The sequence below is a fragment of the Staphylococcus sp. SM3655 genome, from assembly GCF_016917315.1.
GTDB classification, from domain to species: domain Bacteria; phylum Bacillota; class Bacilli; order Staphylococcales; family Staphylococcaceae; genus Staphylococcus; species Staphylococcus aureus.
In genome coordinates this window covers 149,560-176,458 of sequence record NZ_CP070305.1, presented here as the reverse complement: position 1 = coordinate 176,458, position 26,899 = coordinate 149,560, and the positions used below count along the sequence as shown (strand labels likewise).

The following is a 26,899-nucleotide window of genomic DNA, read 5'->3' as shown; positions in this document are numbered from 1 at the left end:
AAGGAGAGAAAGTTATGTCAGAAGAAATGAATGACCAAATGTTGGTTCGACGTCAAAAATTACAAGAATTATATGATCTTGGTATAGACCCGTTTGGTTCTAAATTTGACCGTTCAGGTTTATCTAGTGATTTGAAAGAAGAGTGGGACCAGTATTCTAAAGAAGAATTGGTAGAAAAAGAAGCGGATAGTCATGTCGCTATAGCTGGACGATTAATGACTAAGCGTGGTAAAGGTAAAGCAGGATTTGCACACGTTCAGGACTTAGCTGGACAAATTCAAATTTACGTTCGTAAAGATCAAGTTGGCGATGACGAATTTGATTTATGGAAAAATGCTGATTTAGGCGATATCGTTGGTGTTGAAGGTGTAATGTTCAAAACAAATACTGGCGAATTATCGGTTAAAGCGAAGAAATTCACGCTACTAACTAAATCATTGCGACCATTACCGGATAAATTCCACGGTTTACAGGATATTGAACAGAGATATCGTCAAAGATATTTAGATTTAATTACGAACGAAGATAGCACTCGTACATTTATTAATCGTAGTAAAATCATTCAAGAAATGCGTAATTATTTAAATAATAAAGGTTTCTTGGAAGTAGAAACACCTATGATGCACCAAATTGCTGGTGGCGCAGCTGCTAGACCATTTGTAACACATCATAATGCATTAGATGCAACGTTATACATGCGTATTGCTATTGAGTTGCATTTAAAACGTTTAATTGTCGGTGGACTTGAAAAAGTATATGAAATTGGTAGAGTATTCCGTAATGAAGGTGTATCAACTAGACATAACCCTGAATTCACAATGATTGAATTATATGAAGCATATGCAGATTATCATGACATTATGGATTTAACAGAATCTATGGTGAGACATATTGCCAATGAAGTATTAGGTTCTGCAAAAGTACAATACAATGGGGAAACGATTGATTTAGAATCTGCTTGGACTCGTTTGCATATTGTTGATGCTGTAAAAGAAGCTACTGGTGTAGATTTTTATGAAGTTAAAAGTGATGAAGAAGCTAAAGCTTTAGCTAAAGAACATGGTATTGAAATTAAAGATACAATGAAATATGGTCATATTTTAAATGAATTCTTTGAGCAAAAAGTTGAAGAAACACTTATTCAGCCAACGTTTATCTATGGTCATCCGACTGAAATTTCACCTTTAGCGAAGAAAAATCCTGAAGATCCTAGATTTACTGATCGTTTCGAATTGTTCATTGTAGGTAGAGAGCATGCAAATGCATTTACTGAATTAAATGATCCTATTGATCAAAAAGGTCGTTTTGAAGCGCAACTTGTTGAAAAAGCGCAAGGTAATGATGAAGCGCATGAAATGGATGAAGATTACATTGAAGCGTTAGAATATGGTATGCCTCCGACAGGTGGTCTTGGTATCGGTATTGACAGATTGGTTATGTTATTAACTGATTCTCCATCAATCAGAGACGTGTTATTATTCCCTTATATGAGACAAAAATAAATGACGTTGATGTTAGTAAGAGCTCTCGTGTATACAACATGTGTATGCGAGGGTTTTCTTAATTATGGTAATTAGTTCGTGTTTGAATGTTTTTGATAGTAATAGTTAACGATAGTGGTGCCATTTTTGACTGTTAAACAAGGTAGTTGGCTGATAGATGAAAATGACGATACGTATATAGAGTAGTTCGGATGAGAAATGTTAACGATAGACATTGAGATATCTTATAACAAAAATTGCTATATTAGTATAATTTATCTTAATCAGCTATAAAAGTACTTTAAAATTGTATAGAATGTGTATGGTTTTGTACATATGTGTATGATAGAATACTAAAAGTGTTATGAATTAGAGAGCACGAGAAATGTCAGTTTTGAAGAATAAAAAAGTTGATTAAAAGTGTTGACTTTATCAATTGAATGAAGTAATATATAAAAGTCGTCAAAAACAGACGAAACACACTAAAAGCTGATGTGACAAAGTTTACATCAAAGTGTAAAATTAACTATTGCACCTTATTAATTAAGCGTGTATCATAAATAAGTAAGTTATTTTGTCTGGTGACTATAGCAAGGAGGTCACACCTGTTCCCATGCCGAACACAGAAGTTAAGCTCCTTAGCGTCGATGGTAGTCGAACTTACGTTCCGCTAGAGTAGAACGTTGCCAGGCAAATGACAAATCGGAGAATTAGCTCAGCTGGGAGAGCATCTGCCTTACAAGCAGAGGGTCGGCGGTTCGAACCCGTCATTCTCCACCATTTATTCTTAGATATAGCCGGCCTAGCTCAATTGGTAGAGCAACTGACTTGTAATCAGTAGGTTGGGGGTTCAAGTCCTCTGGCCGGCACCATCTTTTGAGCCATTAGCTCAGCTGGGAGAGCATCTGACTTTTAATCAGAGGGTCAGAGGTTCGAATCCTCTATGGCTCATTACGATTTAATTTTTATATTTAGCAAAATAATGCAGAAGTAGTTCAGCGGTAGAATACAACCTTGCCAAGGTTGGGGTCGCGGGTTCGAATCCCGTCTTCTGCTCCATTATTTTGCCGGGGTGGCGGAACTGGCAGACGCACAGGACTTAAAATCCTGCGGTGAGAGATCACCGTACCGGTTCGATTCCGGTCCTCGGCACCATTTTAGCGCCCGTAGCTCAATTGGATAGAGCGTTTGACTACGGATCAAGAGGTTATGGGTTCGACTCCTATCGGGCGCGCCATTTTTAAATTAATTGAATAACGGGAAGTAGCTCAGCTTGGTAGAGCACTTGGTTTGGGACCAAGGGGTCGCAGGTTCGAATCCTGTCTTCCCGATTACTTCTTAAATTCCATTTTATGGGGGCTTAACTCAGCTGGGAGAGCGCCTGCTTTGCACGCAGGAGGTCAGCGGTTCGATCCCGCTAGTCTCCACCATTTATTTTTTACACGATGAACATTGAAAACTGAATGACAATATGTCAACGTTAATTCCAAAAAACGTAACTATAAGTTACAAACATTATTTAGTATTTATGAGCTAATCAAACATCATAATTTTTATGGAGAGTTTGATCCTGGCTCAGGATGAACGCTGGCGGCGTGCCTAATACATGCAAGTCGAGCGAACGGACGAGAAGCTTGCTTCTCTGATGTTAGCGGCGGACGGGTGAGTAACACGTGGATAACCTACCTATAAGACTGGGATAACTTCGGGAAACCGGAGCTAATACCGGATAATATTTTGAACCGCATGGTTCAAAAGTGAAAGACGGTCTTGCTGTCACTTATAGATGGATCCGCGCTGCATTAGCTAGTTGGTAAGGTAACGGCTTACCAAGGCAACGATGCATAGCCGACCTGAGAGGGTGATCGGCCACACTGGAACTGAGACACGGTCCAGACTCCTACGGGAGGCAGCAGTAGGGAATCTTCCGCAATGGGCGAAAGCCTGACGGAGCAACGCCGCGTGAGTGATGAAGGTCTTCGGATCGTAAAACTCTGTTATTAGGGAAGAACATATGTGTAAGTAACTGTGCACATCTTGACGGTACCTAATCAGAAAGCCACGGCTAACTACGTGCCAGCAGCCGCGGTAATACGTAGGTGGCAAGCGTTATCCGGAATTATTGGGCGTAAAGCGCGCGTAGGCGGTTTTTTAAGTCTGATGTGAAAGCCCACGGCTCAACCGTGGAGGGTCATTGGAAACTGGAAAACTTGAGTGCAGAAGAGGAAAGTGGAATTCCATGTGTAGCGGTGAAATGCGCAGAGATATGGAGGAACACCAGTGGCGAAGGCGACTTTCTGGTCTGTAACTGACGCTGATGTGCGAAAGCGTGGGGATCAAACAGGATTAGATACCCTGGTAGTCCACGCCGTAAACGATGAGTGCTAAGTGTTAGGGGGGTTTCCGCCCCTTAGTGCTGCAGCTAACGCATTAAGCACTCCGCCTGGGGAGTACGACCGCAAGGTTGAAACTCAAAGGAATTGACGGGGACCCGCACAAGCGGTGGAGCATGTGGTTTAATTCGAAGCAACGCGAAGAACCTTACCAAATCTTGACATCCTTTGACAACTCTAGAGATAGAGCCTTCCCCTTCGGGGGACAAAGTGACAGGTGGTGCATGGTTGTCGTCAGCTCGTGTCGTGAGATGTTGGGTTAAGTCCCGCAACGAGCGCAACCCTTAAGCTTAGTTGCCATCATTAAGTTGGGCACTCTAAGTTGACTGCCGGTGACAAACCGGAGGAAGGTGGGGATGACGTCAAATCATCATGCCCCTTATGATTTGGGCTACACACGTGCTACAATGGACAATACAAAGGGCAGCGAAACCGCGAGGTCAAGCAAATCCCATAAAGTTGTTCTCAGTTCGGATTGTAGTCTGCAACTCGACTACATGAAGCTGGAATCGCTAGTAATCGTAGATCAGCATGCTACGGTGAATACGTTCCCGGGTCTTGTACACACCGCCCGTCACACCACGAGAGTTTGTAACACCCGAAGCCGGTGGAGTAACCTTTTAGGAGCTAGCCGTCGAAGGTGGGACAAATGATTGGGGTGAAGTCGTAACAAGGTAGCCGTATCGGAAGGTGCGGCTGGATCACCTCCTTTCTAAGGATATATTCGGAACATCTTCTTAAGAAGATGCGGAATAACGTGACATATTGTATTCAGTTTTGAATGTTTATTTAACATTCAAAAAAATGGGCCTATAGCTCAGCTGGTTAGAGCGCACGCCTGATAAGCGTGAGGTCGGTGGTTCGAGTCCACTTAGGCCCACCATTATTTGTACATTGAAAACTAGATAAGTAAGTAAAATATAGATTTTACCAAGCAAAACCGAGTGAATAAAGAGTTTTAAATAAGCTTGAATTCATAAGAAATAATCGCTAGTGTTCGAAAGAACACTCACAAGATTAATAACGCGTTTAAATCTTTTTATAAAAGAAAACGTTTAGCAGACAATGAGTTAAATTATTTTAAAGCAGAGTTTACTTATGTAAATGAGCATTTAAAATAATGAAAACGAAGCCGTATGTGAGCGTTTGACTTATAAAAATGGTGGAAACATAGATTAAGTTATTAAGGGCGCACGGTGGATGCCTTGGCACTAGAAGCCGATGAAGGACGTTACTAACGACGATATGCTTTGGGGAGCTGTAAGTAAGCTTTGATCCAGAGATTTCCGAATGGGGAAACCCAGCATGAGTTATGTCATGTTATCGATATGTGAATACATAGCATATCAGAAGGCACACCCGGAGAACTGAAACATCTTAGTACCCGGAGGAAGAGAAAGAAAATTCGATTCCCTTAGTAGCGGCGAGCGAAACGGGAAGAGCCCAAACCAACAAGCTTGCTTGTTGGGGTTGTAGGACACTCTATACGGAGTTACAAAGGACGACATTAGACGAATCATCTGGAAAGATGAATCAAAGAAGGTAATAATCCTGTAGTCGAAAATGTTGTCTCTCTTGAGTGGATCCTGAGTACGACGGAGCACGTGAAATTCCGTCGGAATCTGGGAGGACCATCTCCTAAGGCTAAATACTCTCTAGTGACCGATAGTGAACCAGTACCGTGAGGGAAAGGTGAAAAGCACCCCGGAAGGGGAGTGAAATAGAACCTGAAACCGTGTGCTTACAAGTAGTCAGAGCCCGTTAATGGGTGATGGCGTGCCTTTTGTAGAATGAACCGGCGAGTTACGATTTGATGCAAGGTTAAGCAGTAAATGTGGAGCCGTAGCGAAAGCGAGTCTGAATAGGGCGTTTAGTATTTGGTCGTAGACCCGAAACCAGGTGATCTACCCTTGGTCAGGTTGAAGTTCAGGTAACACTGAATGGAGGACCGAACCGACTTACGTTGAAAAGTGAGCGGATGAACTGAGGGTAGCGGAGAAATTCCAATCGAACCTGGAGATAGCTGGTTCTCTCCGAAATAGCTTTAGGGCTAGCCTCAAGTGATGATTATTGGAGGTAGAGCACTGTTTGGACGAGGGGCCCCTCTCGGGTTACCGAATTCAGACAAACTCCGAATGCCAATTAATTTAACTTGGGAGTCAGAACATGGGTGATAAGGTCCGTGTTCGAAAGGGAAACAGCCCAGACCACCAGCTAAGGTCCCAAAATATATGTTAAGTGGAAAAGGATGTGGCGTTGCCCAGACAACTAGGATGTTGGCTTAGAAGCAGCCATCATTTAAAGAGTGCGTAATAGCTCACTAGTCGAGTGACACTGCGCCGAAAATGTACCGGGGCTAAACATATTACCGAAGCTGTGGATTGTCCTTTGGACAATGGTAGGAGAGCGTTCTAAGGGCGTTGAAGCATGATCGTAAGGACATGTGGAGCGCTTAGAAGTGAGAATGCCGGTGTGAGTAGCGAAAGACGGGTGAGAATCCCGTCCACCGATTGACTAAGGTTTCCAGAGGAAGGCTCGTCCGCTCTGGGTTAGTCGGGTCCTAAGCTGAGGCCGACAGGCGTAGGCGATGGATAACAGGTTGATATTCCTGTACCACCTATAATCGTTTTAATCGATGGGGGGACGCAGTAGGATAGGCGAAGCGTGCGATTGGATTGCACGTCTAAGCAGTAAGGCTGAGTATTAGGCAAATCCGGTACTCGTTAAGGCTGAGCTGTGATGGGGAGAAGACATTGAGTCTTCGAGTCGTTGATTTCACACTGCCGAGAAAAGCCTCTAGATAGAAAATAGGTGCCCGTACCGCAAACCGACACAGGTAGTCAAGATGAGAATTCTAAGGTGAGCGAGCGAACTCTCGTTAAGGAACTCGGCAAAATGACCCCGTAACTTCGGGAGAAGGGGTGCTCTTTAGGGTTAACGCCCAGAAGAGCCGCAGTGAATAGGCCCAAGCGACTGTTTATCAAAAACACAGGTCTCTGCTAAACCGTAAGGTGATGTATAGGGGCTGACGCCTGCCCGGTGCTGGAAGGTTAAGAGGAGTGGTTAGCTTCTGCGAAGCTACGAATCGAAGCCCCAGTAAACGGCGGCCGTAACTATAACGGTCCTAAGGTAGCGAAATTCCTTGTCGGGTAAGTTCCGACCCGCACGAAAGGCGTAACGATTTGGGCACTGTCTCAACGAGAGACTCGGTGAAATCATAGTACCTGTGAAGATGCAGGTTACCCGCGACAGGACGGAAAGACCCCGTGGAGCTTTACTGTAGCCTGATATTGAAATTCGGCACAGCTTGTACAGGATAGGTAGGAGCCTTTGAAACGTGAGCGCTAGCTTACGTGGAGGCGCTGGTGGGATACTACCCTAGCTGTGTTGGCTTTCTAACCCGCACCACTTATCGTGGTGGGAGACAGTGTCAGGCGGGCAGTTTGACTGGGGCGGTCGCCTCCTAAAAGGTAACGGAGGCGCTCAAAGGTTCCCTCAGAATGGTTGGAAATCATTCATAGAGTGTAAAGGCATAAGGGAGCTTGACTGCGAGACCTACAAGTCGAGCAGGGTCGAAAGACGGACTTAGTGATCCGGTGGTTCCGCATGGAAGGGCCATCGCTCAACGGATAAAAGCTACCCCGGGGATAACAGGCTTATCTCCCCCAAGAGTTCACATCGACGGGGAGGTTTGGCACCTCGATGTCGGCTCATCGCATCCTGGGGCTGTAGTCGGTCCCAAGGGTTGGGCTGTTCGCCCATTAAAGCGGTACGCGAGCTGGGTTCAGAACGTCGTGAGACAGTTCGGTCCCTATCCGTCGTGGGCGTAGGAAATTTGAGAGGAGCTGTCCTTAGTACGAGAGGACCGGGATGGACATACCTCTGGTGTACCAGTTGTCGTGCCAACGGCATAGCTGGGTAGCTATGTGTGGACGGGATAAGTGCTGAAAGCATCTAAGCATGAAGCCCCCCTCAAGATGAGATTTCCCAACTTCGGTTATAAGATCCCTCAAAGATGATGAGGTTAATAGGTTCGAGGTGGAAGCATGGTGACATGTGGAGCTGACGAATACTAATCGATCGAAGACTTAATCAAAATAAATGTTTTGCGAAGCAAAATCACTTTTACTTACTATCTAGTTTTGAATGTATAAATTACATTCATATGTCTGGTGACTATAGCAAGGAGGTCACACCTGTTCCCATGCCGAACACAGAAGTTAAGCTCCTTAGCGTCGATGGTAGTCGAACTTACGTTCCGCTAGAGTAGAACGTTGCCAGGCATAATATTAATCCACAGTAGCTCAGTGGTAGAGCTATCGGCTGTTAACCGATCGGTCGTAGGTTCGAGTCCTACCTGTGGAGCCATGGCTCCTTGGTCAAGCGGTTAAGACACCGCCCTTTCACGGCGGTAACACGGGTTCGAGTCCCGTAGGAGTCATTATTTTGGAGAATTAGCTCAGCTGGGAGAGCATCTGCCTTACAAGCAGAGGGTCGGCGGTTCGAACCCGTCATTCTCCACCATTTTGATTATTAAATTATATGAATAAGCTGGAGGGGTAGCGAAGTGGCTAAACGCGGCGGACTGTAAATCCGCTCCTTCGGGTTCGGCAGTTCGAATCTGCCCCCCTCCACCATCTATATATTGGGCTATAGCCAAGCGGTAAGGCAACGGACTTTGACTCCGTCACTCGTTGGTTCGAATCCAGCTAGCCCAGCCATTAGAGCCATTAGCTCAGTTGGTAGAGCATCTGACTTTTAATCAGAGGGTCAGAGGTTCGAATCCTCTATGGCTCACTACTTGCACTTTCCATTTTTGGGAAGTGCTTTTTTTTTATGAAGTAATAAGATAAACAGATTATATGTGTAGCTATTGCTTGATAATGGTAAGCGCATACATTATTCTTTAATTACATAGAGCAAAGGGGGACGCTTATGACAAAGACAAAAGCAATTGATATTATAGGTGCACCATCAACATTTGGACAAAGAAAATTAGGTGTTGATTTAGGACCAACAGCAATTAGATATGCTGGATTAATTTCAAGATTAAAGCAATTAGACCTTGATGTATATGACAAGGGGGATATTAAGGTACCTGCTGTGAACATTGAAAAATTTCATAGTGAACAAAAAGGATTAAGAAATTATGATGAAATTATAGATGTTAATCAAAAATTAAATAAAGAAGTTTCAGCATCAATTGAAAATAACAGATTTCCTCTAGTTCTTGGTGGAGATCATTCTATTGCGGTAGGTTCAGTATCAGCAATAAGTAAACATTATAATAATTTAGGTGTTATTTGGTATGATGCACATGGTGATTTAAATATACCTGAAGAGTCACCAAGTGGAAATATTCATGGTATGCCTCTAAGGATTTTGACAGGCGAAGGTCCCAAAGAACTTTTAGAATTAAATAGTAATGTAATCAAGCCAGAAAACATCGTACTAATTGGTATGAGAGATTTAGATAAAGGTGAAAGACAATTTATCAAAGATCATAATATTAAAACATTTACTATGTCAGATATTGATAAATTGGGGATAAAGGAAGTAATTGAAAATACAATAGAATATTTGAAGTCACGCAATGTTGATGGCGTTCATTTATCTTTAGATGTTGATGCTTTAGATCCGCTTGAAACGCCAGGCACTGGTACTAGAGTTTTGGGTGGTCTTAGTTATAGAGAAAGCCATTTTGCATTGGAATTACTGCATCAATCACATTTAATTTCCTCAATGGATTTAGTTGAAGTAAATCCATTGATTGACAGTAATAATCATACTGCTGAACAAGCGGTTTCATTAGTTGGAACATTTTTTGGTGAAACTTTATTATAAATAAATGATTTGTAGTGTATAAAGTATATTTTGCTTTTTGCACTACTTTTTTTAATTCACTAAAATGATTAAGAGTAGTTATAATCTTTAAAATAAATTTTTTCTATTTAAATATATGTTCGTATGACAGTGATGTAAATGATTGGTATAATGGGTATTATGGAAAAATATTACCCGGAGGAGATGTTATGGATTTTTCCAACTTTTTTCAAAACTTCAGTACGTTAAAAATTGTAACGAGTATCCTTGATTTACTGATAGTTTGGTATGTACTTTATCTTCTCATCACAGTCTTTAAGGGAACTAAAGCGATACAATTACTTAAAGGGATATTAGTAATTGTTATTGGTCAGCAGATAAGTATGATATTGAACTTGACTGCAACATCTAAATTATTCGATATCGTTATTCAATGGGGGGTATTAGCTTTAATAGTAATATTCCAACCAGAAATTAGACGTGCGTTAGAACAACTTGGTAGAGGTAGCTTTTTAAAACGCTATACTTCTAATACGTATAGTAAAGATGAAGAGAAATTGATTCAATCGGTTTCAAAGGCTGTGCAATATATGGCTAAAAGACTTATAGGTGCATTAATTGTCTTTGAAAAAGAAACAGGTCTTCAAGATTATATTGAAACAGGTATTGCAATGGATTCAAATATTTCGCAAGAACTTTTAATTAATGTCTTTATACCTAACACACCTTTACATGATGGTGCAATGATTATTCAAGGCACGAAGATTGCAGCAGCAGCAAGTTATTTGCCATTGTCTGATAGTCCTAAGATATCTAAAAGTTTGGGTACAAGACATAGAGCTGCGGTTGGTATTTCAGAAGTATCTGATGCATTTACCGTTATTGTATCTGAAGAAACTGGTGATATTTCGGTAACATTTGATGGAAAATTACGACGAGACATTTCAAACGAAATTTTTGAAGAGTTGCTTGCTGAACATTGGTTTGGCACACGCTTTCAAAAGAAAGGTGTGAAATAATATGCTAGAAAGTAAATGGGGCTTGAGATTTATTGCCTTTCTTTTGGCATTGTTTTTCTTTTTATCTGTTAACAATGTTTTTGGAAATATCTTTAACACTGGTAATCTTGGTCAAAAGTCTAGTAAAACGATTCAAGATGTACCCGTTGAAATTCTTTATAACACTAAAGATTTGCATTTAACAAAAGCGCCTGAAACAGTTAATGTGACTATTTCAGGACCACAATCAAAGATAATAAAAATTGAAAATCCAGAAGATTTAAGAGTAGTGATTGATTTATCAAATGCTAAAGCTGGAAAATATCAAGAGAAGTATCAAGTTAAAGGGTTAGCTGATGACATTCATTATTCTGTAAAACCTAAATTAGCAAATATTACGCTTGAAAACAAAGTAACTAAAAAGATGACAGTTCAACCTGATGTAAGTCAGAGTGATATTGATCCACTTTATAAAATTACAAAGCAAGAAGTTTCACCACAAACAGTTAAAGTAACAGGTGGAGAAGAACAATTGAATGATATCGCTTATTTAAAAGCCACTTTTAAAACTAATAAAAAGATTAATGGTGACACAAAAGATGTCGCAGAAGTAACGGCTTTTGATAAAAAACTGAATAAATTAAATGTATCGATTCAACCTAATGAAGTGAATTTACAAGTTAAAGTAGAGCCTTTTAGCAAAAAGGTTAAAGTAAATGTTAAACAGAAAGGTAGTTTAGCAGATGATAAAGAGTTAAGTTCGATTGATTTAGAAGATAAAGAAATTGAAATCTTCGGTAGTCGAGATGACTTACAAAATATAAGCGAAGTTGATGCAGAAGTAGATTTAGATGGTATTTCAGAATCAACTGAAAAGACTGTAAAAATCAATTTACCAGAACATGTCACTAAAGCACAACCAAGTGAAACGAAGGCTTATATAAATGTAAAATAAATAGCTAAATTAAAGGAGAGTAAACAATGGGAAAATATTTTGGTACAGACGGAGTAAGAGGTGTCGCAAACCAAGAACTAACACCTGAATTGGCATTTAAATTAGGAAGATACGGTGGCTATGTTCTAGCACATAATAAAGGTGAAAAACACCCACGTGTACTTGTAGGTCGCGATACTAGAGTTTCAGGTGAAATGTTAGAATCAGCATTAATAGCTGGTTTGATTTCAATTGGTGCAGAAGTGATGCGATTAGGTATTATTTCAACACCAGGTGTTGCATATTTAACACGCGATATGGGTGCAGAGTTAGGTGTAATGATTTCAGCCTCTCATAATCCAGTTGCAGATAATGGTATTAAATTCTTTGGATCAGATGGTTTTAAACTATCAGATGAACAAGAAAATGAAATTGAAGCATTGTTGGATCAAGAAAACCCAGAATTACCAAGACCAGTTGGCAATGATATTGTACATTATTCAGATTACTTTGAAGGGGCACAAAAATATTTGAGCTATTTAAAATCAACAGTAGATGTTAACTTTGAAGGTTTGAAAATTGTTTTAGATGGTGCAAATGGTTCAACATCATCACTAGCGCCATTCTTATTTGGTGATTTAGAAGCAGATACTGAAACAATTGGATGTAGTCCTGATGGATATAATATCAATGAGAAATGTGGCTCTACACATCCTGAAAAATTAGCTGAAAAAGTAGTTGAAACTGAAAGTGATTTTGGGTTAGCATTTGACGGCGATGGAGACAGAATCATAGCAGTAGATGAGAATGGTCAAATCGTTGACGGTGACCAAATTATGTTTATTATTGGTCAAGAAATGCATAAAAATCAAGAATTGAATAATGACATGATTGTTTCTACTGTTATGAGTAATTTAGGTTTTTACAAAGCGCTTGAACAAGAAGGAATTAAATCTAATAAAACTAAAGTTGGAGACAGATATGTAGTAGAAGAAATGCGTCGCGGTAATTATAACTTAGGTGGGGAACAATCTGGGCATATCGTTATGATGGATTACAATACAACTGGTGATGGTTTATTAACTGGTATTCAATTAGCTTCTGTAATAAAAATGACTGGTAAATCACTAAGTGAATTAGCTGGACAAATGAAAAAATATCCACAATCATTAATTAACGTACGCGTAACAGATAAATATCGTGTTGAAGAAAATGTTGACGTTAAAGAAGTTATGACTAAAGTAGAAGTAGAAATGAATGGAGAAGGTCGAATTTTAGTAAGACCTTCTGGAACAGAACCATTAGTTCGTGTCATGGTTGAAGCAGCAACTGATGAAGATGCTGAAAGATTTGCACAACAAATAGCTGATGTGGTTCAAGATAAAATGGGATTAGATAAATAAATACTGTATTACAAATAAGCCGATGCGTATGCATCGGTTTTTTTGTGTTTCTAGAAATAATTTATAGTACAAACGTAAAATGATATAAACAAAATAAAAACAAAGTAATCAATATGTAATATAAAATACACTGGCACTCAATATATAATGATGATAAAATTAATTTTAATTAGATAGAGTTGCTTTGTGTTTTTAACGCAGATGCTACTACTTATCTTAACAGTTGATTAAGTGAAATCATTTAACAGCGAGAATAATCAACCAGGAGGATGACTTAATGAATTTATTCAGACAACAAAAATTTAGTATCAGAAAATTTAATGTCGGTATTTTTTCAGCTTTAATTGCCACTGTTACTTTTATATCTACTAACCCGACAACAGCGTCTGCAGCAGAGCAAAATCAGCCTGCACAAAATCAACCAGCACAACCAGCTGATGCCAATACACAGCCTAACGCAAATGCTGGTGCTCAAGCTAATCCTACAGCACAGCCAGCTGCACCTGCCAACCAAGGACAACCAGCAGTACAACCAGCAAACCAAGGTGGACAGGCTAATCCAGCAGGAGGAGCAGCACAACCAAATACACAACCAGCTGGACAAGGTAATCAAGCTGATCCGAATAACGCTGCACAAGCACAACCTGGAAATCAAGCAACACCGGCAAACCAAGCAGGTCAAGGAAATAACCAAGCAACACCTAATAATAATGCAACACCGGCAAATCAAACACAGCCAGCGAATGCTCCAGCAGCACCTGTAGCAGCAAACGCACAAACTCAAGATCCAAATGCTAGCAATACTGGTGAAGGCAGTATTAATACGACATTAACATTTGATGATCCTGCCATATCAACAGATGAGAATAGACAGGATCCAACTGTAACTGTTACAGATAAAGTAAATGGTTATACATTAATTAACAATGGTAAGATTGGTTTCGTTAACTCTGAATTAAGACGAAGCGATATGTTTGATAAGAATAACCCTCAAAACTACCAAGCTAGAGGGAATGTAGCTGCATTAGGTCGTGTGAATGCAAATGATTCTACAGATCATGGTAACTTTAACGGTATTTCAAAAACTGTAAATGTAAAACCAGATTCAGAATTAATTATTAACTTTACTACTATGCAAACGAATAGTAAGCAAGGTGCAACAAATTTAGTTATTAAAGATGCTAAGAAAAATACTGAATTAGCAACTGTAAATGTTGCTAAGACTGGTACTGCACATTTATTTAAAGTACCAACTGATGCTGATCGTTTAGATTTACAATTTATTCCTGACAATACAGCAGTTGCTGATGCTTCAAGAATTACAACAAATAAAGATGGTTATAAATACTATTCATTCATTGATAATGTAGGTCTATTCTCAGGATCACATTTATATGTCAAAAATAGAGATTTAGCACCGAAAGCAACTAACAATAAAGAATATACTATTAATACTGAAATCGGTAACAATGGTAATTTTGGTGCTTCATTAAAATCAGATCAATTTAAATATGAAGTAACATTACCACAAGGTGTAACTTACGTTAATGATTCATTAACTACAACATTCCCTAATGGTAATGAAGACAGTACAGTATTGAAAAATATGACTGTTAATTATGATCAAAATGCAAATAAAGTTACATTTACAAGCCAAGGTGTGACAACGGCACGTGGTACACACACTAAAGAAGTTTTATTCCCAGATAAATCTTTAAAATTATCATATAAAGTTAATGTTGCGAATATCGATACACCTAAAAATATTGATTTTAATGAAAAATTAACATATCGTACTGCTTCAGATGTTGTAATTAATAATGCGCAACCAGAAGTTACACTAACTGCAGATCCATTTTCAGTAGCGGTTGAAATGAACAAAGATGCGTTGCAACAACAAGTAAACTCACAAGTTGATAATAGTCATTACACAACAGCATCAATTGCAGAATACAATAAACTTAAACAACAAGCAGACACTATTTTAAATGAAGATGCGAATCACGTTGAAACTGCAAATCGTGCATCTCAAGCGGATATTGACGGTTTAGTAACTAAATTACAAGCTGCATTAATTGATAATCAAGCAGCAATTGCTGAATTAGATGCTAAAGCTCAAGAAAAGGTTACAGCAGCACAACAAAGTAAAAAAGTTACGCAAGATGAAGTTGCAGCGCTTGTGACTAAAATTAACAATGATAAAAATAATGCAATCGCAGAAATTAATAAACAAACAACATCACAAGGTGTCACAACTGAAAAAGATAATGGTATCGCAGTGTTAGAACAAGATGTGATTACACCAACAGTTAAACCTCAAGCGAAACAAGATATTATCCAAGCAGTTACAACTCGTAAACAACAAATTAAAAAGTCAAATGCATCATTACAAGATGAAAAAGATGTAGCAAATGATAAAATTGGTAAAATTGAAACAAAGGCAATTAAAGATATTGATGCAGCAACAACAAATGCACAAGTAGAAGCCATTAAAACAAAAGCAATCAATGATATTAATCAAACTGCACCTGCAACAACAGCCAAAGCAGCAGCTCTTGAAGAATTTGATGAAGTTGTACAAGCACAAATTGATCAAGCGCCTTTAAATCCTGATACAACAAATGAAGAGGTAGCGGAAGCAATTGAACGTATTAATGCAGCTAAAGTTTCAGGTGTTAAAGCGATAGAAGCGACAACGACTGCACAAGATTTAGAACGCGTTAAAAACGAAGAAATATTCAAAATTGAGAATATTACTGACTCAACTCAAACTAAAATGGATGCTTATAAAGAAGTTAAACAAGCTGCTACAGCTAGAAAAGCTCAAAATGCTACAGTTTCAAATGCAACTGATGAAGAAGTAGCAGAGGCAAATGCAGCAGTAGATGCAGCTCAAACAGAAGGTTTACATGACATCCAAGTTGTTAAATCACAACAAGAAGTGGCTGATACTAAAGCAAAAGTATTAGATAAAATCAATGCTATTCAAACACAAGCAAGAGTTAAACCTGCGGCTGATACAGAAGTAGAAAACGCATATAATACACGTAAACAAGAAATCCAAAATAGCAATGCTTCAACTACAGAAGAAAAAGAAGCTGCATATACAGAATTAGATGCTAAAAAACAAGAGGCAAGAACGAATCTTGATGCTGCAAATACAAACAGTGCTGTAACAACAGCTAAAGACAATAGTATTGCTGCAATTAATCAAGTTCAAGCTGCCACAACTAAGAAATCGGATGCTAAAGCAGAAATTGCTCAAAAAGCAAGTGAACGTAAAACAGCAATCGAAGCAATGAATGCTTCGACTACTGAAGAACAACAAGCAGCGAAAGAAAAAGTTGATCAAGCTGTTCTGTCTGCAAACGCTGATATAGATAATGCTGCAGCAAATACAGATGTAGATAATGTAAAAACTACAAATGAAGCTACAATCGCAGCCATTACACCTGATGCAAATGTTAAACCAACAGCGAAACAAGCAATTGCTGACAAAGTACAAGCACAAGAGACAGCAATTGATGCTAATAATGGTGCAACAACTGAAGAAAAAGCAGCTGCGAAACAACAAGTTCAAACTGAAAAAACAACAGCTGATACAGCAATTGATGGTGCACATTCAAATGCAGAAGTTGAAGCGGCTAAAAATGCAGAAATTGCTAAAATTGAAGCGATTCAGCCAGCGACAACAACGAAAGATGATGCGAAACAAGCCATCGCTACGAAAGCGAACGAACGTAAAACAGCCATTGCTCAAACGCAAGACATTACAGCAGAAGAAATTGCAGCGGCTAATGTGAATGTAGATAATGCTGTGACAGAAGCAAATAGCAACATTGAAGCTGCTAATAGTCAAAATGATGTAGACCAAGCGAAAACGACAGGTGAAAATAGTATTGATCAAGTAACACCAACAGTTAATAAAAAAGCAACTGCACGTAATGAAATCACAGCAATTTTAAATAACAAATTGCAAGAGATTCAAGCTACACCAGATGCAACAGATGAAGAAAAACAAGCAGCTGATGCAGAAGCAAATACTGAAAATGGTAAAGCAAATCAAGCCATTTCAGCAGCAACTACTAACGCACAAGTTGATGAAGCGAAAGCTAATGCAGAAGCAGCGATTAATGCGGTAACACCAAAAGTTGTGAAGAAAAAAGCGGCTAAAGATGAAATTGATCAATTACAAGCAACGCAAACAAATGTTATCAATAATGATCAGAATGCTACAACAGAAGAAAAAGAAGCAGCTATTCAACAATTAGCAACAGCAGTTACAGACGCGAAAAATAATATTACAGCTGCAACTGATGATAATGGTGTAGATCAGGCGAAAGACGCTGGAAAGAATTCAATTCAAAGCACACAACCAGCAACAGCGGTTAAATCAAATGCTAAAAATGATGTTGATCAAGCTGTGACAACTCAAAATCAAGCAATTGATAATACAACTGGTGCTACAACTGAAGAGAAAAATGCAGCAAAAGATTTAGTTTTAAAAGCTAAAGAAAAAGCGTATCAAGATATCTTAAATGCACAAACAACTAATGATGTTACGCAAATTAAAGATCAAGCAGTTGCTGATATTCAAGGTATTACTGCAGATACAACAATTAAAGATGTTGCGAAAGATGAATTAGCAACAAAAGCAAACGAACAAAAAGCGCTTATTGCACAAACTGCAGATGCGACTACTGAAGAAAAAGAACAAGCAAATCAACAAGTAGACGCACAATTAACACAAGGTAATCAAAATATTGAAAATGCACAGTCAATCGATGATGTAAACACTGCAAAAGATAATGCAATTCAAGCAATTGACCCAATTCAAGCATCAACAGATGTTAAAACGAATGCAAGAGCGGAATTGCTAACTGAAATGCAAAATAAAATAACTGAAATACTTAATAATAATGAGACTACTAATGAAGAAAAAGGTAACGATATTGGACCAGTTAGAGCAGCATATGAAGAAGGTTTAAATAATATTAATGCAGCAACTACTACAGGTGATGTAACTACTGCTAAAGATACAGCAGTACAAAAAGTTCAACAACTTCATGCAAATCCTGTTAAGAAACCAGCAGGTAAAAAAGAATTAGATCAAGCTGCAGCTGATAAGAAAACACAAATAGAACAAACACCAAATGCATCACAACAAGAAATTAATGATGCAAAACAAGAAGTTGATACTGAATTAAATCAAGCGAAAACAAATGTCGATCAATCATCAACAAATGAATATGTTGATAATGCAGTTAAAGAAGGAAAAGCTAAAATTAATGCAGTTAAAACATTTAGTGAGTACAAAAAAGATGCTTTAGCTAAAATTGCAGATGCATATAATGCTAAAGTAAACGAAGCGGATAACTCTAACGCATCGACTTCAAGTGAAATTGCTGAAGCGAAACAAAAACTTGCTGAATTAAAACAAACTGCGGATCAAAATGTTAATCAAGCTACTTCTAAAGATGACATTGAAGTTCAAATTCATAATGACTTAGATAATATTAACGATTACACAATTCCAACAGGTAAAAAAGAATCAGCTACAACAGATTTATATGCTTATGCAGATCAGAAGAAAAATAATATTTCAGCTGACACTAATGCAACACAAGATGAAAAGCAACAAGCAATTAAGCAAGTTGACCAAAATGTTCAAACTGCATTAGAAAGCATTAATAATGGTGTGGATAATGGTGACGTTGATGATGCATTAACACAAGGTAAAGCAGCAATTGATGCTATTCAAGTAGATGCTACTGTTAAACCTAAAGCGAACCAAGCTATTGAAGTTAAAGCAGAAGATACGAAAGAATCTATTGATCAAAGTGACCAGTTAACTGCTGAAGAAAAAACTGAAGCATTAGCAATGATTAAACAAATTACAGATCAAGCTAAACAAGGTATTACTGATGCAACAACAACTGCTGAAGTTGAAAAAGCGAAAGCTCAAGGACTTGAAGCATTTGATTACATTCAAATCGACTCAACAGAAAAACAAAAAGCTATCGAAGAATTAGAAACTGCACTAGACCAGATTGAAGCAGGTGTAAATGTCAACGCTGATGCTACAACTGAAGAAAAAGAAGCGTTTACGAATGCTTTAGAAGACATTTTATCAAAAGCAACTGAAGATATTTCTGATCAAACTACAAATGCAGAAATCGCTACTGTCAAAAATAGTGCGCTTGAACAACTTAAAGCACAACGTATTAATCCTGAAGTTAAGAAAAATGCTTTGGAAGCAATCAGAGAAGTGGTTAACAAGCAAATAGAAATAATTAAAAATGCAGATGCAGATGCATCGGCGAAAGAAATTGCACGTACGGATTTAGGTAGATATTTTGACAGATTTGCTGATAAATTAGATAAAACACAAACAAATGCAGAAGTTGCTGAATTACAAAATGTAACGATACCTGCAATTGAAGCGATTGTGCCTCAGAATGATCCAGATGCTAATGATACTAATAATGGTATAGATAATAATGATGCAACAGCAAATTCAAATGCTAATGCAACACCAGAAAATACTGGACAACCTAACGTATCTGAGACGACAGATAATGGCAAAGCAGACGCTTCTCCGACAACACCAAATAATAGTGATGCGGCAACAGGTGAAACAACAGCAACATCAGCAACTGATGATGCAAATGATAAACCGCAAGCTAATAACAATTCTAGTGTAGATGCATCAACAAACAGTCCGACAATGGATAACGATGTAACTAGTAAACCAGAAGTAGAATCAACTAATAACGGCACAACTGATAAACCTGTAACAGAAACTGATAATGCAACGCCAGCAGAAAGCACAACAAATAACAATAGTACAACTACAGCAACAAACGAGAATGCACCAACAGGATCAACAGCAACGGCTCCAACAACTGCGAGCACAGAAGCAGCATCATCTGCTGATAGCAAAGATAATGCATCTGTAAATGATTCAAAACAAAATGCTGAAGTAAATAATAGTGCTGAATCTCAATCAACTAATGACAAGGTTGCACAACCAAAATCTGAAAATAAAGCTAAGGCAGAAAAAGATGGTAGAGATTCAACAAATCAAAGTATGGTTGAATCAACAACTGAAACATTGCCTTCAGCAGACATAACAGAACCAAATGTACCTTCTAATACATCAAAAGATAAAGAAGAAAGTACGACAAATCAAACTGATGCAGGACAACTTAAGTCTGAAACTAACGTTGCATCTAACGAAGCAGATAAATCGCCAAGCAAAGCTGTTACTGAAGTTTCGAATAAACCATCAACATCTGCATCTTCTGAAGCAAAAGATAAAATGACTTCAACTAATGTTAGCCAAAAAGATGATACGGCAACAGCAGATACTAATGATACGCAAAAATCAGTTGGTTCAGCTGCAAACAATAAAGCTACGCAAAACGACGGTGCCAATGCATCTCCAGCAACAGTTTCAAATGGAAGCAATAGTGCTAATCAAGATATGCTTAATGTAACTAAGCCTGAAGAAAACAAAGCTAAGGCAAAATCAGCCCAACAAGGAAAAGTTAATAAGCCTAAACAACAAGCTAAAACTTTACCAGATACTGGTATGTCACATAATGACGATTTACCATATGCTGAATTAGCTCTAGGTGCAGGTATGGCATTCTTAATTAGAAGATTCACTAAGAAAGACCAACAAACTGAAGAATAAAATTTATTCAAGAATGTGAACATCTAGTTATTTCATAGGGAAATATTCCTTACTAAGTAACCAAGTCTAACAGTTAATATGAATTTGTTTTAGTAATGACCAATAGCCATCGAATAGGTGGCTGTGGCTCGAAAATAAAACAAGTTATTAACGCAAAAATACTCCTTTCATACATAACACAAGTTAAGTGTCTATGTTGAAGGGAGTATTTTTTATGTTCAGAAATTTAATATTGTTAATTCAACGGAACTACTACATTATTACTGATTGTTAACGAATAACGTTGGAAACTTCTTGTTTCAAACAAAGCTCAATAAATTATGAAAGTGAATTGTACGCTTCAATTATTTCATCGGCTAAGCCATCGTCAACTTTAGCATATTCGCTTAAAAACGCTTTTAAACCGTGTTCTTTAATGTAATTATTTTTCTCAACAGTTTCTTGGTCTGCTGTATCATCATACTTCAATAACAATGCAGCTGTATTTAATAAACCAGTGCGTTCTAAATCTTTATTATAAAGATATGTTAATGGTTTTATAATTCTATCTTTAGGGCCAATTTTACGTAACGTACCTCGTCCGACACGTGTCACTTCATCAGATAAATAAGAATTGTTGAAACGGTCTATTATTTTTTCAACATAACCAGCTTGTTCCGCTTCAGTAAAATCAAATTCATTAGTAATATATTGACTTGTTTCAGCTAAAACACGGCGTAAGCCAGCTTCAATTGAACTATCTTTTACAGCGTCTAATACGGTAGCTTTACCTGCAAATTTACCAGCATACGCTAAATATGCATGTCCTGTATTCACAGTTAATAATTTACGCTCAATATATGGTGTTAAATCATCAACATATTTAATATGATTTAGTTCTGGACCATACCATGCATCTTTTTCAACAACCCATTCGTAAAATGGCTCAACCATAACGTCTAATATATTTTCATTCTTTTGTAATGGTACAATTCTATCAACTGCTGAGTTAGCAAAATGAATATTGTTACCAAGAGGGCCAGTAATATCAAGTACTGCTTTTTTCAATGTATCAGTTGCCATAATAGCATTCTCACAAGCAACAATATTAACATGGTTTGTTTTTTCTTTTAAGAAAGGCGCAAAAGATTTAGCAATAATAGGTAGTATGTTAACACCAACAGCTGTTGTAATAATATCAGCTTCTAGAATTGCTTGTTTCAACGCTTCAGAAGGTTGCATTGAATTAATTGCATCAACATTATTCACGCGCGTCGTTGTTTTAGACTCATCAGCTAAAATAACATCGTATTGATGATCATGAGCTAAAGCATTAATGATTTCTTCATTGACGTCTGCAAATGTTACTTTAACATTGTTGTCTGCAAGAATATAACCAATGAAACCACGACCTATGTTACCAGCACCAAAGTGAACTGCTTTCATTATGCATCTGCCTCCTCGAATACTTGTTTAATTTCTTCTGCAGATTTTGCTTGAACGATACGATCCACATTTTCTTCTTCGCTAAATGTAATTGCAATTTTAGATAACAAGTCTAAATGTTCGCCATCTTTACCAGCGATTCCCACGACAACTTTAACTACTTCGCCATCCCAGTCAACGCCTTCAGGGATTTGTAATAATGTTAAACCTGAGTGAATCACATTTGTTTTAGCTTCATCTGTGCCATGAGGAATTGCTAAGCCATTTCCCATAAATGTTGATACGACTTGTTCACGATCTTTCATTGCTTGAATATAAGCATCTGTTACAGCACCACTATCAACTAAGGCTTTACCTGCTTTTTCAATTGCTTCATTTTGGCTGTTAACATTTACATTTAAAAAGATATTGTCATTACTAAATAATTCGCTCATTTTGTACACTCCTAAATAAATTGTTTTTTAATTCGTTCTAAAAATTTGCTTCTTAATAATGTTTCAAGTTCCTGTGGATTTTCCATAAAAGTATCAATAGATTCTAATTTCAAACTTAAAAATTCGGACAAGTCACTTACCAGTGATGCCATAAAATCATTGTCAGGAATAAACATGGAAATCATATATTTAATTGTTTGATTGTCATTTTGAATACTAGGCAATGTTAACGGTTCTTCTAAAACTGTGATTAGAATCATAGGGTGTTTAATCATATTGTCTCTTAGGTGTGGTATTGCAACAGGATATGGACTTAATATCCATCCTGGATTGTCAATCAATCGTTGCTCTAGTAGTTCAGCGAATGACGTTGGATCGTTTATTACATCGCATTGATATAGATAATCTGCGATATATGTTTGCCACTGTTTAACTTCGGTACTAACTATTTTCACTGAATCAAGCAAAGTTAAACCCGAACGCATATGATGCATTAATTGTTCTGATTTTTCGTCACTTAAATGTTTCTCGAAAACTGAAGTTAAGTTTGAAGTTTGTTCATTTTCAAAAGATGTGTTGCCATCAATATCTTTCGTTTCAACATGAACATCATCCTTATCAATCATGTTTGATGATTTATCATGTATCTCTTGGAACGTAGACTTTGTATTTAAAAACTGTGCGACATAACTGATATCACTATCTGGTAATAATGGGTTTACCGTTAAATAGGAGGAGTCGATGTCTAAATTCACAGTAGAAATAATGCCATCATATTGACTTAAATCTAGTGACTTCAAATCGCTGACTGATGCTTGTGTAATACGCTCAATCTCACTAAAAACTTGCTCTAGACGAGTTGATAATAGACGACTAGTTCCCATACCACTGCTGCAAACGACTAATATGTTTAAAAATCGATTACCTTGGTTTTTAATCGAGCCACCAAAGTGTAAAACTATAAAAGCAATTTCACTCTCTGGAAAAATCAAATCAGGCCAACAATCATTTAAAGCTAATCTTACATTTTCAAATAGTCTTGGATATTTGAACTTAATCATGTCTGTTAACGGATTATAGGTCTCGATATTAGCTTGCAAACGATTGATTGCAGGATTAAGGTGTAGCGTCAGTCCATCTACTAAAGTATCCAAATCTGCAAATGTCATACCGGAAATCATTTCTACTTTGTTAACAAACGCTTTAATTTTGTTTTCTTCACAACGATTATTTAATGATGTATCATTAAGATTTTTTCGTTTAGCTCCACGTAAATGGATAGTAATGAAAGCAATTTCTGCCTGATTAAACGTGACGTCATATATTTGACCAAGTTTATCAGCAAGTTCGCTTGCTACTTTGTGTTCAAATGTGTTTTGTACAGAATCATAAATATCATCGTTTAATGCGACATACTCTCCATTTTTTATACGTGAAATGGAGAGCACGATATGGACAGTTAAAGTTAAATAACTTGATTCGGTAAGTTGGTAGGGTAAGGCACTTAGGTAGTCCATTAATAGTCTTTCAACATTAAAAATACGCTCTAAGTCAACAAAGTCTTTGTGGATTTGATTTAATGAATGAAAGACAAAATGATTTTCAATTACTGAATAAACGCTAGTACTATTTAAGTTATTCACCATTAATTGACTTAAAAATTCACGTTTCTTTGATTCAGTACCTACCAAGTAAATGCCTTCGCCACGCTTTCGAGATAAAGATAGTTGGTACTTATTTAAATCAAGCTCTAAATCATCTAACATCTTTGCTAAAGTCTGGACAGAAACGCCAATTTCTTGCGCTAAACTATATTGTTTAACTGGCTCCTTGGCTTGTATCAAAGCGTATATAATAATTACTTTCTGCTCTTCAACAGATAAGTCAATGGTTTGATGTTGTGCAATCGATTGCTTCAAATCGTTTAAATCAGAATCTGCGCCAGCAATGCGTAGCCCTTTTTTGTTTGCGCGTTCTAAAGTTAATGAAAATGAAGTTAAATATGCTTCAACACCTTTTAATTCACGGTGAATAGTACGAGAGGACACCGCAAGTTGCTGAGCAATGTCGTGTATAGTGATATATTGACCGTGGTACTTAATCAATAGGGCTATCATTTCTTTTTCACGTGTACTCAATAACATGGCGGTATCCTCCATTTTTTAATTTATTTAATTATTATGCTTGATCATCTTTTTTTAGATTATTTAAAAGTTCTTCATATCTTGGTGAATTAAGGAAATTATCCACTGAAATATGGATGGCATTTGGTGTTTGTTTAATAGCACGATCAGTTAGTTTTTTCTGAGTGATAACTAATTGAGCATCTTTTGGCAATTGATTAATCGCAGTATTTGTAACTGTAATATCATTAATGCCCGCCTTTTTAAATTTATTACGTAACATGCTTGCACCCATTGCACTAGAACCCATACCCGCATCGCAGGCAAAAATAACATGATTTATATTATTGTAATTGTGTGCATCAACATCTTCAGTGTTGTAATTATCCAATAGCGCTTCAGGATCATCATCTGATGAAGATGTTTCACTAACATTACCACTAGCATTTTCTTCTGTGTTAACATTTTTATCAGAAGATACTAACTTAGAAGCAACGCTTGATTTTTTCCCTTTAGTATTTTCCATTTGAGCTGTCGCAGCTTCTAAATCCTGCTTTGGTTCTCTAGTGAACTTCATAATTAAAGCAGCTACAACGAATGATACAAGTGCAGCAAGGAAGACACCGAGTAACATGTGCAAGAATTCACCTCTAGGTGCATTTAAACAGTAAACTATAAATGAACCTGGTGACGCGGGACTTTTAAATCCAAATCCTGTTGCTTGATAAGTTGCAACACCAGTCATTCCACCTAAAATAACAGCGATAAATAATAAAGGACGCATTAATACATATGGGAAATAAATTTCATGAATACCACCTAAGAAGTGGATAATTCCAGCACCATATGACGTTGCTTTTGCAGTGCCTTTTCCAAAAATCATATAAGCAAGTAAGATACCTAAACCTGGTCCAGGGTTAGATTCAATTGTGTATAAAATTGATTGACCAGCTTTTGCAGCTTGATCTGCACCAAGCGGTGTGAATACACCATGGTTAATCGCATTGTTTAAAAATACAATTTTTGCAGGCTCTACTAAAATACTTACAAGTGGAAGTAGGTGTGCATGTACTAATGCTTCAACTGCCACTGATAAAATATGCATAATAAATTTCATAAGTGGTGCTAAAATTTTAAATCCTGCAATCGTCATGATAAATCCTAAAATACCAGCAGAAAAGTTATTAAATAACATTTCAAAACCTTGCGGCGTTCTAGGTTGAATCAATTGGTCGGTCTTCTTCATTAACCAACCAACAAGTGGACCCATAATCATTGCACCAAGTAACATTGGTGTATCAGGTAATGCAACGATGACCCCCATAGTTGCTGTTGCTGCGATGATACCACCACGTAAATCATAAATTAAACGACCACCACTAAATGCGATCAATAATGGGATTAAATAAGTAATCATTGGTCCTGCTAAAGTAGCTAAATCTTTGTTAGGTAACCATCCATTATCTATAAAAATGGCCGCGATAAAACCCCAAGCGATGAAAGCGCCAATGTTTGGCATGATCATACTACTTAAGAATGATCCAAATGCTTGAACACGACGACCAATTCCTTTTTTCTCTTCAGTTTGTGACATATTTACACCTCTTTTTTAATATATGTGACTATATATAGTGTATAGAGACGTTACTTGTTACTCAATATAAACAAAAATCAACTTTGTCAAAATAAATGTGACAAAATTAAATAAAGTGTCATCAATGTGACTGTATAGATATTTTGAAAAAGTAAAACAAAAAAATTGTTTTAGGATTTTTAAAATTTTATTGTGAAAATATTTGCAAAACAAAACAACACCGTTGTACAATAATGATTAATGGAAAGGGGGAAAGTTCGGCAGTACAGTTAAAGCGCCTGTGCAAATAAATATTTGTATTTGAAGATTAAAGGTTAATATATGAGTGGCCTTTATAGAGTGCAATATATGTATTTGTAGACGAGGAGGATAGTGATCGAATAGATCGGCGGATGCTATCCCGGATGTGGCTCATTCGTTAGCTTATTAAGTAAAACATTAGGGTGACTTAATGGACAAAGTTAATAAGATCGCCAGAAATTGAATATAAAAAATATTAATATGGAAAGTACAGTGTGAGCAATTTGTATAGTTGTAAAAATAACTATGCTTAATTTGTTATGGATGAATGCGATGATAGCATGTTCCTATT

General features: G+C 37.4%; 10 protein-coding genes, 15 tRNA genes and 4 rRNA genes. 25 read left to right on the top strand and 4 right to left on the bottom strand.

The window, feature by feature from the left end; translation table 11 throughout:
- Nucleotides 1-14 precede the first annotated feature (14 nt).
- From lysS to fmtB, 25 genes are all read left to right on the top strand, one after another.
- The gene (gene lysS / locus JQN76_RS00935) at nucleotides 15-1,502 is read left to right on the top strand and encodes a lysine--tRNA ligase (protein WP_001288202.1); all 1,488 of its coding nucleotides are present in this window, start codon (nucleotides 15-17) and stop codon (nucleotides 1,500-1,502) included.
- Nucleotides 1,503-2,058: 556 nt separating this feature from the next.
- Nucleotides 2,059-2,173: ribosomal RNA gene (gene rrf, locus JQN76_RS00930) — 5S ribosomal RNA — on the top strand.
- 12 nt (nucleotides 2,174-2,185) lie between these two features.
- Nucleotides 2,186-2,261 (top strand) — tRNA-Val (locus JQN76_RS00925).
- A 16-nt stretch (nucleotides 2,262-2,277) separates the two neighbouring features.
- Nucleotides 2,278-2,353, top strand: a tRNA-Thr gene (locus JQN76_RS00920).
- Between the two features lie 6 nt (nucleotides 2,354-2,359).
- A tRNA-Lys gene (locus JQN76_RS00915) sits at nucleotides 2,360-2,432 on the top strand.
- A gap of 33 nt (nucleotides 2,433-2,465) precedes the next feature.
- Nucleotides 2,466-2,540: transfer RNA gene (locus tag JQN76_RS00910), tRNA-Gly, on the top strand.
- A gap of 7 nt (nucleotides 2,541-2,547) precedes the next feature.
- Nucleotides 2,548-2,636 (top strand) — tRNA-Leu (locus tag JQN76_RS00905).
- A 5-nt stretch (nucleotides 2,637-2,641) separates the two neighbouring features.
- Nucleotides 2,642-2,718, top strand: a tRNA-Arg gene (locus tag JQN76_RS00900).
- A 20-nt stretch (nucleotides 2,719-2,738) separates the two neighbouring features.
- Nucleotides 2,739-2,812, top strand: a tRNA-Pro gene (locus JQN76_RS00895).
- Between the two features lie 23 nt (nucleotides 2,813-2,835).
- Nucleotides 2,836-2,911 (top strand) — tRNA-Ala (locus JQN76_RS00890).
- A 122-nt stretch (nucleotides 2,912-3,033) separates the two neighbouring features.
- A 16S ribosomal RNA gene (locus JQN76_RS00885) occupies nucleotides 3,034-4,586 on the top strand.
- A 94-nt stretch (nucleotides 4,587-4,680) separates the two neighbouring features.
- Nucleotides 4,681-4,757 (top strand) — tRNA-Ile (locus tag JQN76_RS00880).
- A 290-nt stretch (nucleotides 4,758-5,047) separates the two neighbouring features.
- A 23S ribosomal RNA gene (locus JQN76_RS00875) occupies nucleotides 5,048-7,970 on the top strand.
- A 72-nt stretch (nucleotides 7,971-8,042) separates the two neighbouring features.
- A 5S ribosomal RNA gene (gene rrf / locus JQN76_RS00870) occupies nucleotides 8,043-8,157 on the top strand.
- The 16S, 23S and 5S rRNA genes sit together here with 15 tRNA genes alongside, the layout of an rRNA operon.
- A 10-nt stretch (nucleotides 8,158-8,167) precedes the next feature.
- Nucleotides 8,168-8,242 (top strand) — tRNA-Asn (locus JQN76_RS00865).
- A gap of 1 nt (nucleotide 8,243) precedes the next feature.
- Nucleotides 8,244-8,315, top strand: a tRNA-Glu gene (locus JQN76_RS00860).
- Nucleotides 8,316-8,322: 7 nt separating this feature from the next.
- Nucleotides 8,323-8,398 (top strand) — tRNA-Val (locus JQN76_RS00855).
- 29 nt (nucleotides 8,399-8,427) lie between these two features.
- Nucleotides 8,428-8,511, top strand: a tRNA-Tyr gene (locus JQN76_RS00850).
- A gap of 9 nt (nucleotides 8,512-8,520) precedes the next feature.
- Nucleotides 8,521-8,595 (top strand) — tRNA-Gln (locus JQN76_RS00845).
- 3 nt (nucleotides 8,596-8,598) lie between these two features.
- Nucleotides 8,599-8,671, top strand: a tRNA-Lys gene (locus JQN76_RS00840).
- Nucleotides 8,672-8,809: 138 nt separating this feature from the next.
- Nucleotides 8,810-9,718: an arginase gene (gene rocF / locus JQN76_RS00835; protein ID WP_000167867.1), complete on the top strand. Its 909-nt coding sequence runs from the start codon at nucleotides 8,810-8,812 to the stop codon at nucleotides 9,716-9,718.
- 188 nt (nucleotides 9,719-9,906) lie between these two features.
- Complete coding sequence (gene cdaA / locus JQN76_RS00830; RefSeq protein ID WP_001836708.1) at nucleotides 9,907-10,716, top strand: diadenylate cyclase CdaA; 810 nt, start codon at nucleotides 9,907-9,909, stop codon at nucleotides 10,714-10,716.
- A gap of 1 nt (nucleotide 10,717) precedes the next feature.
- Nucleotides 10,718-11,650: a CdaR family protein gene (locus JQN76_RS00825; RefSeq protein WP_000894032.1), complete on the top strand. Its 933-nt coding sequence runs from the start codon at nucleotides 10,718-10,720 to the stop codon at nucleotides 11,648-11,650.
- Nucleotides 11,651-11,676: 26 nt separating this feature from the next.
- Nucleotides 11,677-13,032, top strand: a complete 1,356-nt coding sequence (gene glmM / locus JQN76_RS00820; protein ID WP_000521495.1) for a phosphoglucosamine mutase — start codon at nucleotides 11,677-11,679, stop codon at nucleotides 13,030-13,032.
- Between the two features lie 277 nt (nucleotides 13,033-13,309).
- Nucleotides 13,310-20,731: an LPXTG-anchored DUF1542 repeat protein FmtB gene (fmtB, locus tag JQN76_RS00815; protein ID WP_001048298.1), complete on the top strand. Its 7,422-nt coding sequence runs from the start codon at nucleotides 13,310-13,312 to the stop codon at nucleotides 20,729-20,731.
- 318 nt (nucleotides 20,732-21,049) lie between these two features.
- Here fmtB and JQN76_RS00810 read toward each other — a convergent pair whose 3' ends face one another.
- Genes JQN76_RS00810 through JQN76_RS00795 form a run of 4 tightly spaced genes read right to left on the bottom strand, consistent with a single transcriptional unit; the run spans nucleotide 21,050 to nucleotide 26,307 of the window.
- On the bottom strand, nucleotides 21,050-22,156 hold the full coding sequence (locus JQN76_RS00810) for a mannitol-1-phosphate 5-dehydrogenase (protein WP_000648723.1): 1,107 nt from the start codon (nucleotides 22,154-22,156) through the stop codon (nucleotides 21,050-21,052).
- Nucleotides 22,156-22,590 (bottom strand): PTS mannitol transporter subunit IIA, encoded by a 435-nt coding sequence (locus tag JQN76_RS00805; RefSeq protein ID WP_001292149.1) that lies wholly within the window; start codon nucleotides 22,588-22,590, stop codon nucleotides 22,156-22,158. Before JQN76_RS00805 ends, JQN76_RS00810 begins: the two co-directional genes overlap by 1 nt.
- An 11-nt stretch (nucleotides 22,591-22,601) precedes the next feature.
- Nucleotides 22,602-24,734 carry a BglG family transcription antiterminator gene (locus JQN76_RS00800; protein WP_001836710.1) on the bottom strand — a complete coding sequence of 711 codons (2,133 nt, stop codon included), beginning with the start codon at nucleotides 24,732-24,734 and terminating at the stop codon, nucleotides 22,602-22,604.
- A gap of 34 nt (nucleotides 24,735-24,768) precedes the next feature.
- Entirely contained in the window at nucleotides 24,769-26,307 is a 1,539-nt protein-coding gene (locus tag JQN76_RS00795) for a PTS mannitol transporter subunit IIBC (RefSeq protein WP_000083807.1), read from the bottom strand.
- Between the last annotated feature and the right edge of the window lie 592 nt (nucleotides 26,308-26,899).

What these genes read in the sequence shown, in the direction of transcription:
- JQN76_RS00805 (WP_001292149.1), bottom strand. Translation starts at nt 22,590, where the DNA reads ATGAGCGAATTATTTAGTAATGACAATATCTTTTTAAATGTAAATGTT.
- JQN76_RS00810 (WP_000648723.1), bottom strand. Translation starts at nt 22,156, where the DNA reads ATGAAAGCAGTTCACTTTGGTGCTGGTAACATAGGTCGTGGTTTCATT.
- JQN76_RS00825 (WP_000894032.1), top strand. Translation starts at nt 10,718, where the DNA reads ATGCTAGAAAGTAAATGGGGCTTGAGATTTATTGCCTTTCTTTTGGCA.
- rocF (WP_000167867.1), top strand. Translation starts at nt 8,810, where the DNA reads ATGACAAAGACAAAAGCAATTGATATTATAGGTGCACCATCAACATTT.
- cdaA (WP_001836708.1), top strand. Translation starts at nt 9,907, where the DNA reads ATGGATTTTTCCAACTTTTTTCAAAACTTCAGTACGTTAAAAATTGTA.
- JQN76_RS00795 (WP_000083807.1), bottom strand. Translation starts at nt 26,307, where the DNA reads ATGTCACAAACTGAAGAGAAAAAAGGAATTGGTCGTCGTGTTCAAGCA.
- lysS (WP_001288202.1), top strand. Translation starts at nt 15, where the DNA reads ATGTCAGAAGAAATGAATGACCAAATGTTGGTTCGACGTCAAAAATTA.
- glmM (WP_000521495.1), top strand. Translation starts at nt 11,677, where the DNA reads ATGGGAAAATATTTTGGTACAGACGGAGTAAGAGGTGTCGCAAACCAA.
- JQN76_RS00800 (WP_001836710.1), bottom strand. Translation starts at nt 24,734, where the DNA reads ATGTTATTGAGTACACGTGAAAAAGAAATGATAGCCCTATTGATTAAG.
- fmtB (WP_001048298.1), top strand. Translation starts at nt 13,310, where the DNA reads ATGAATTTATTCAGACAACAAAAATTTAGTATCAGAAAATTTAATGTC.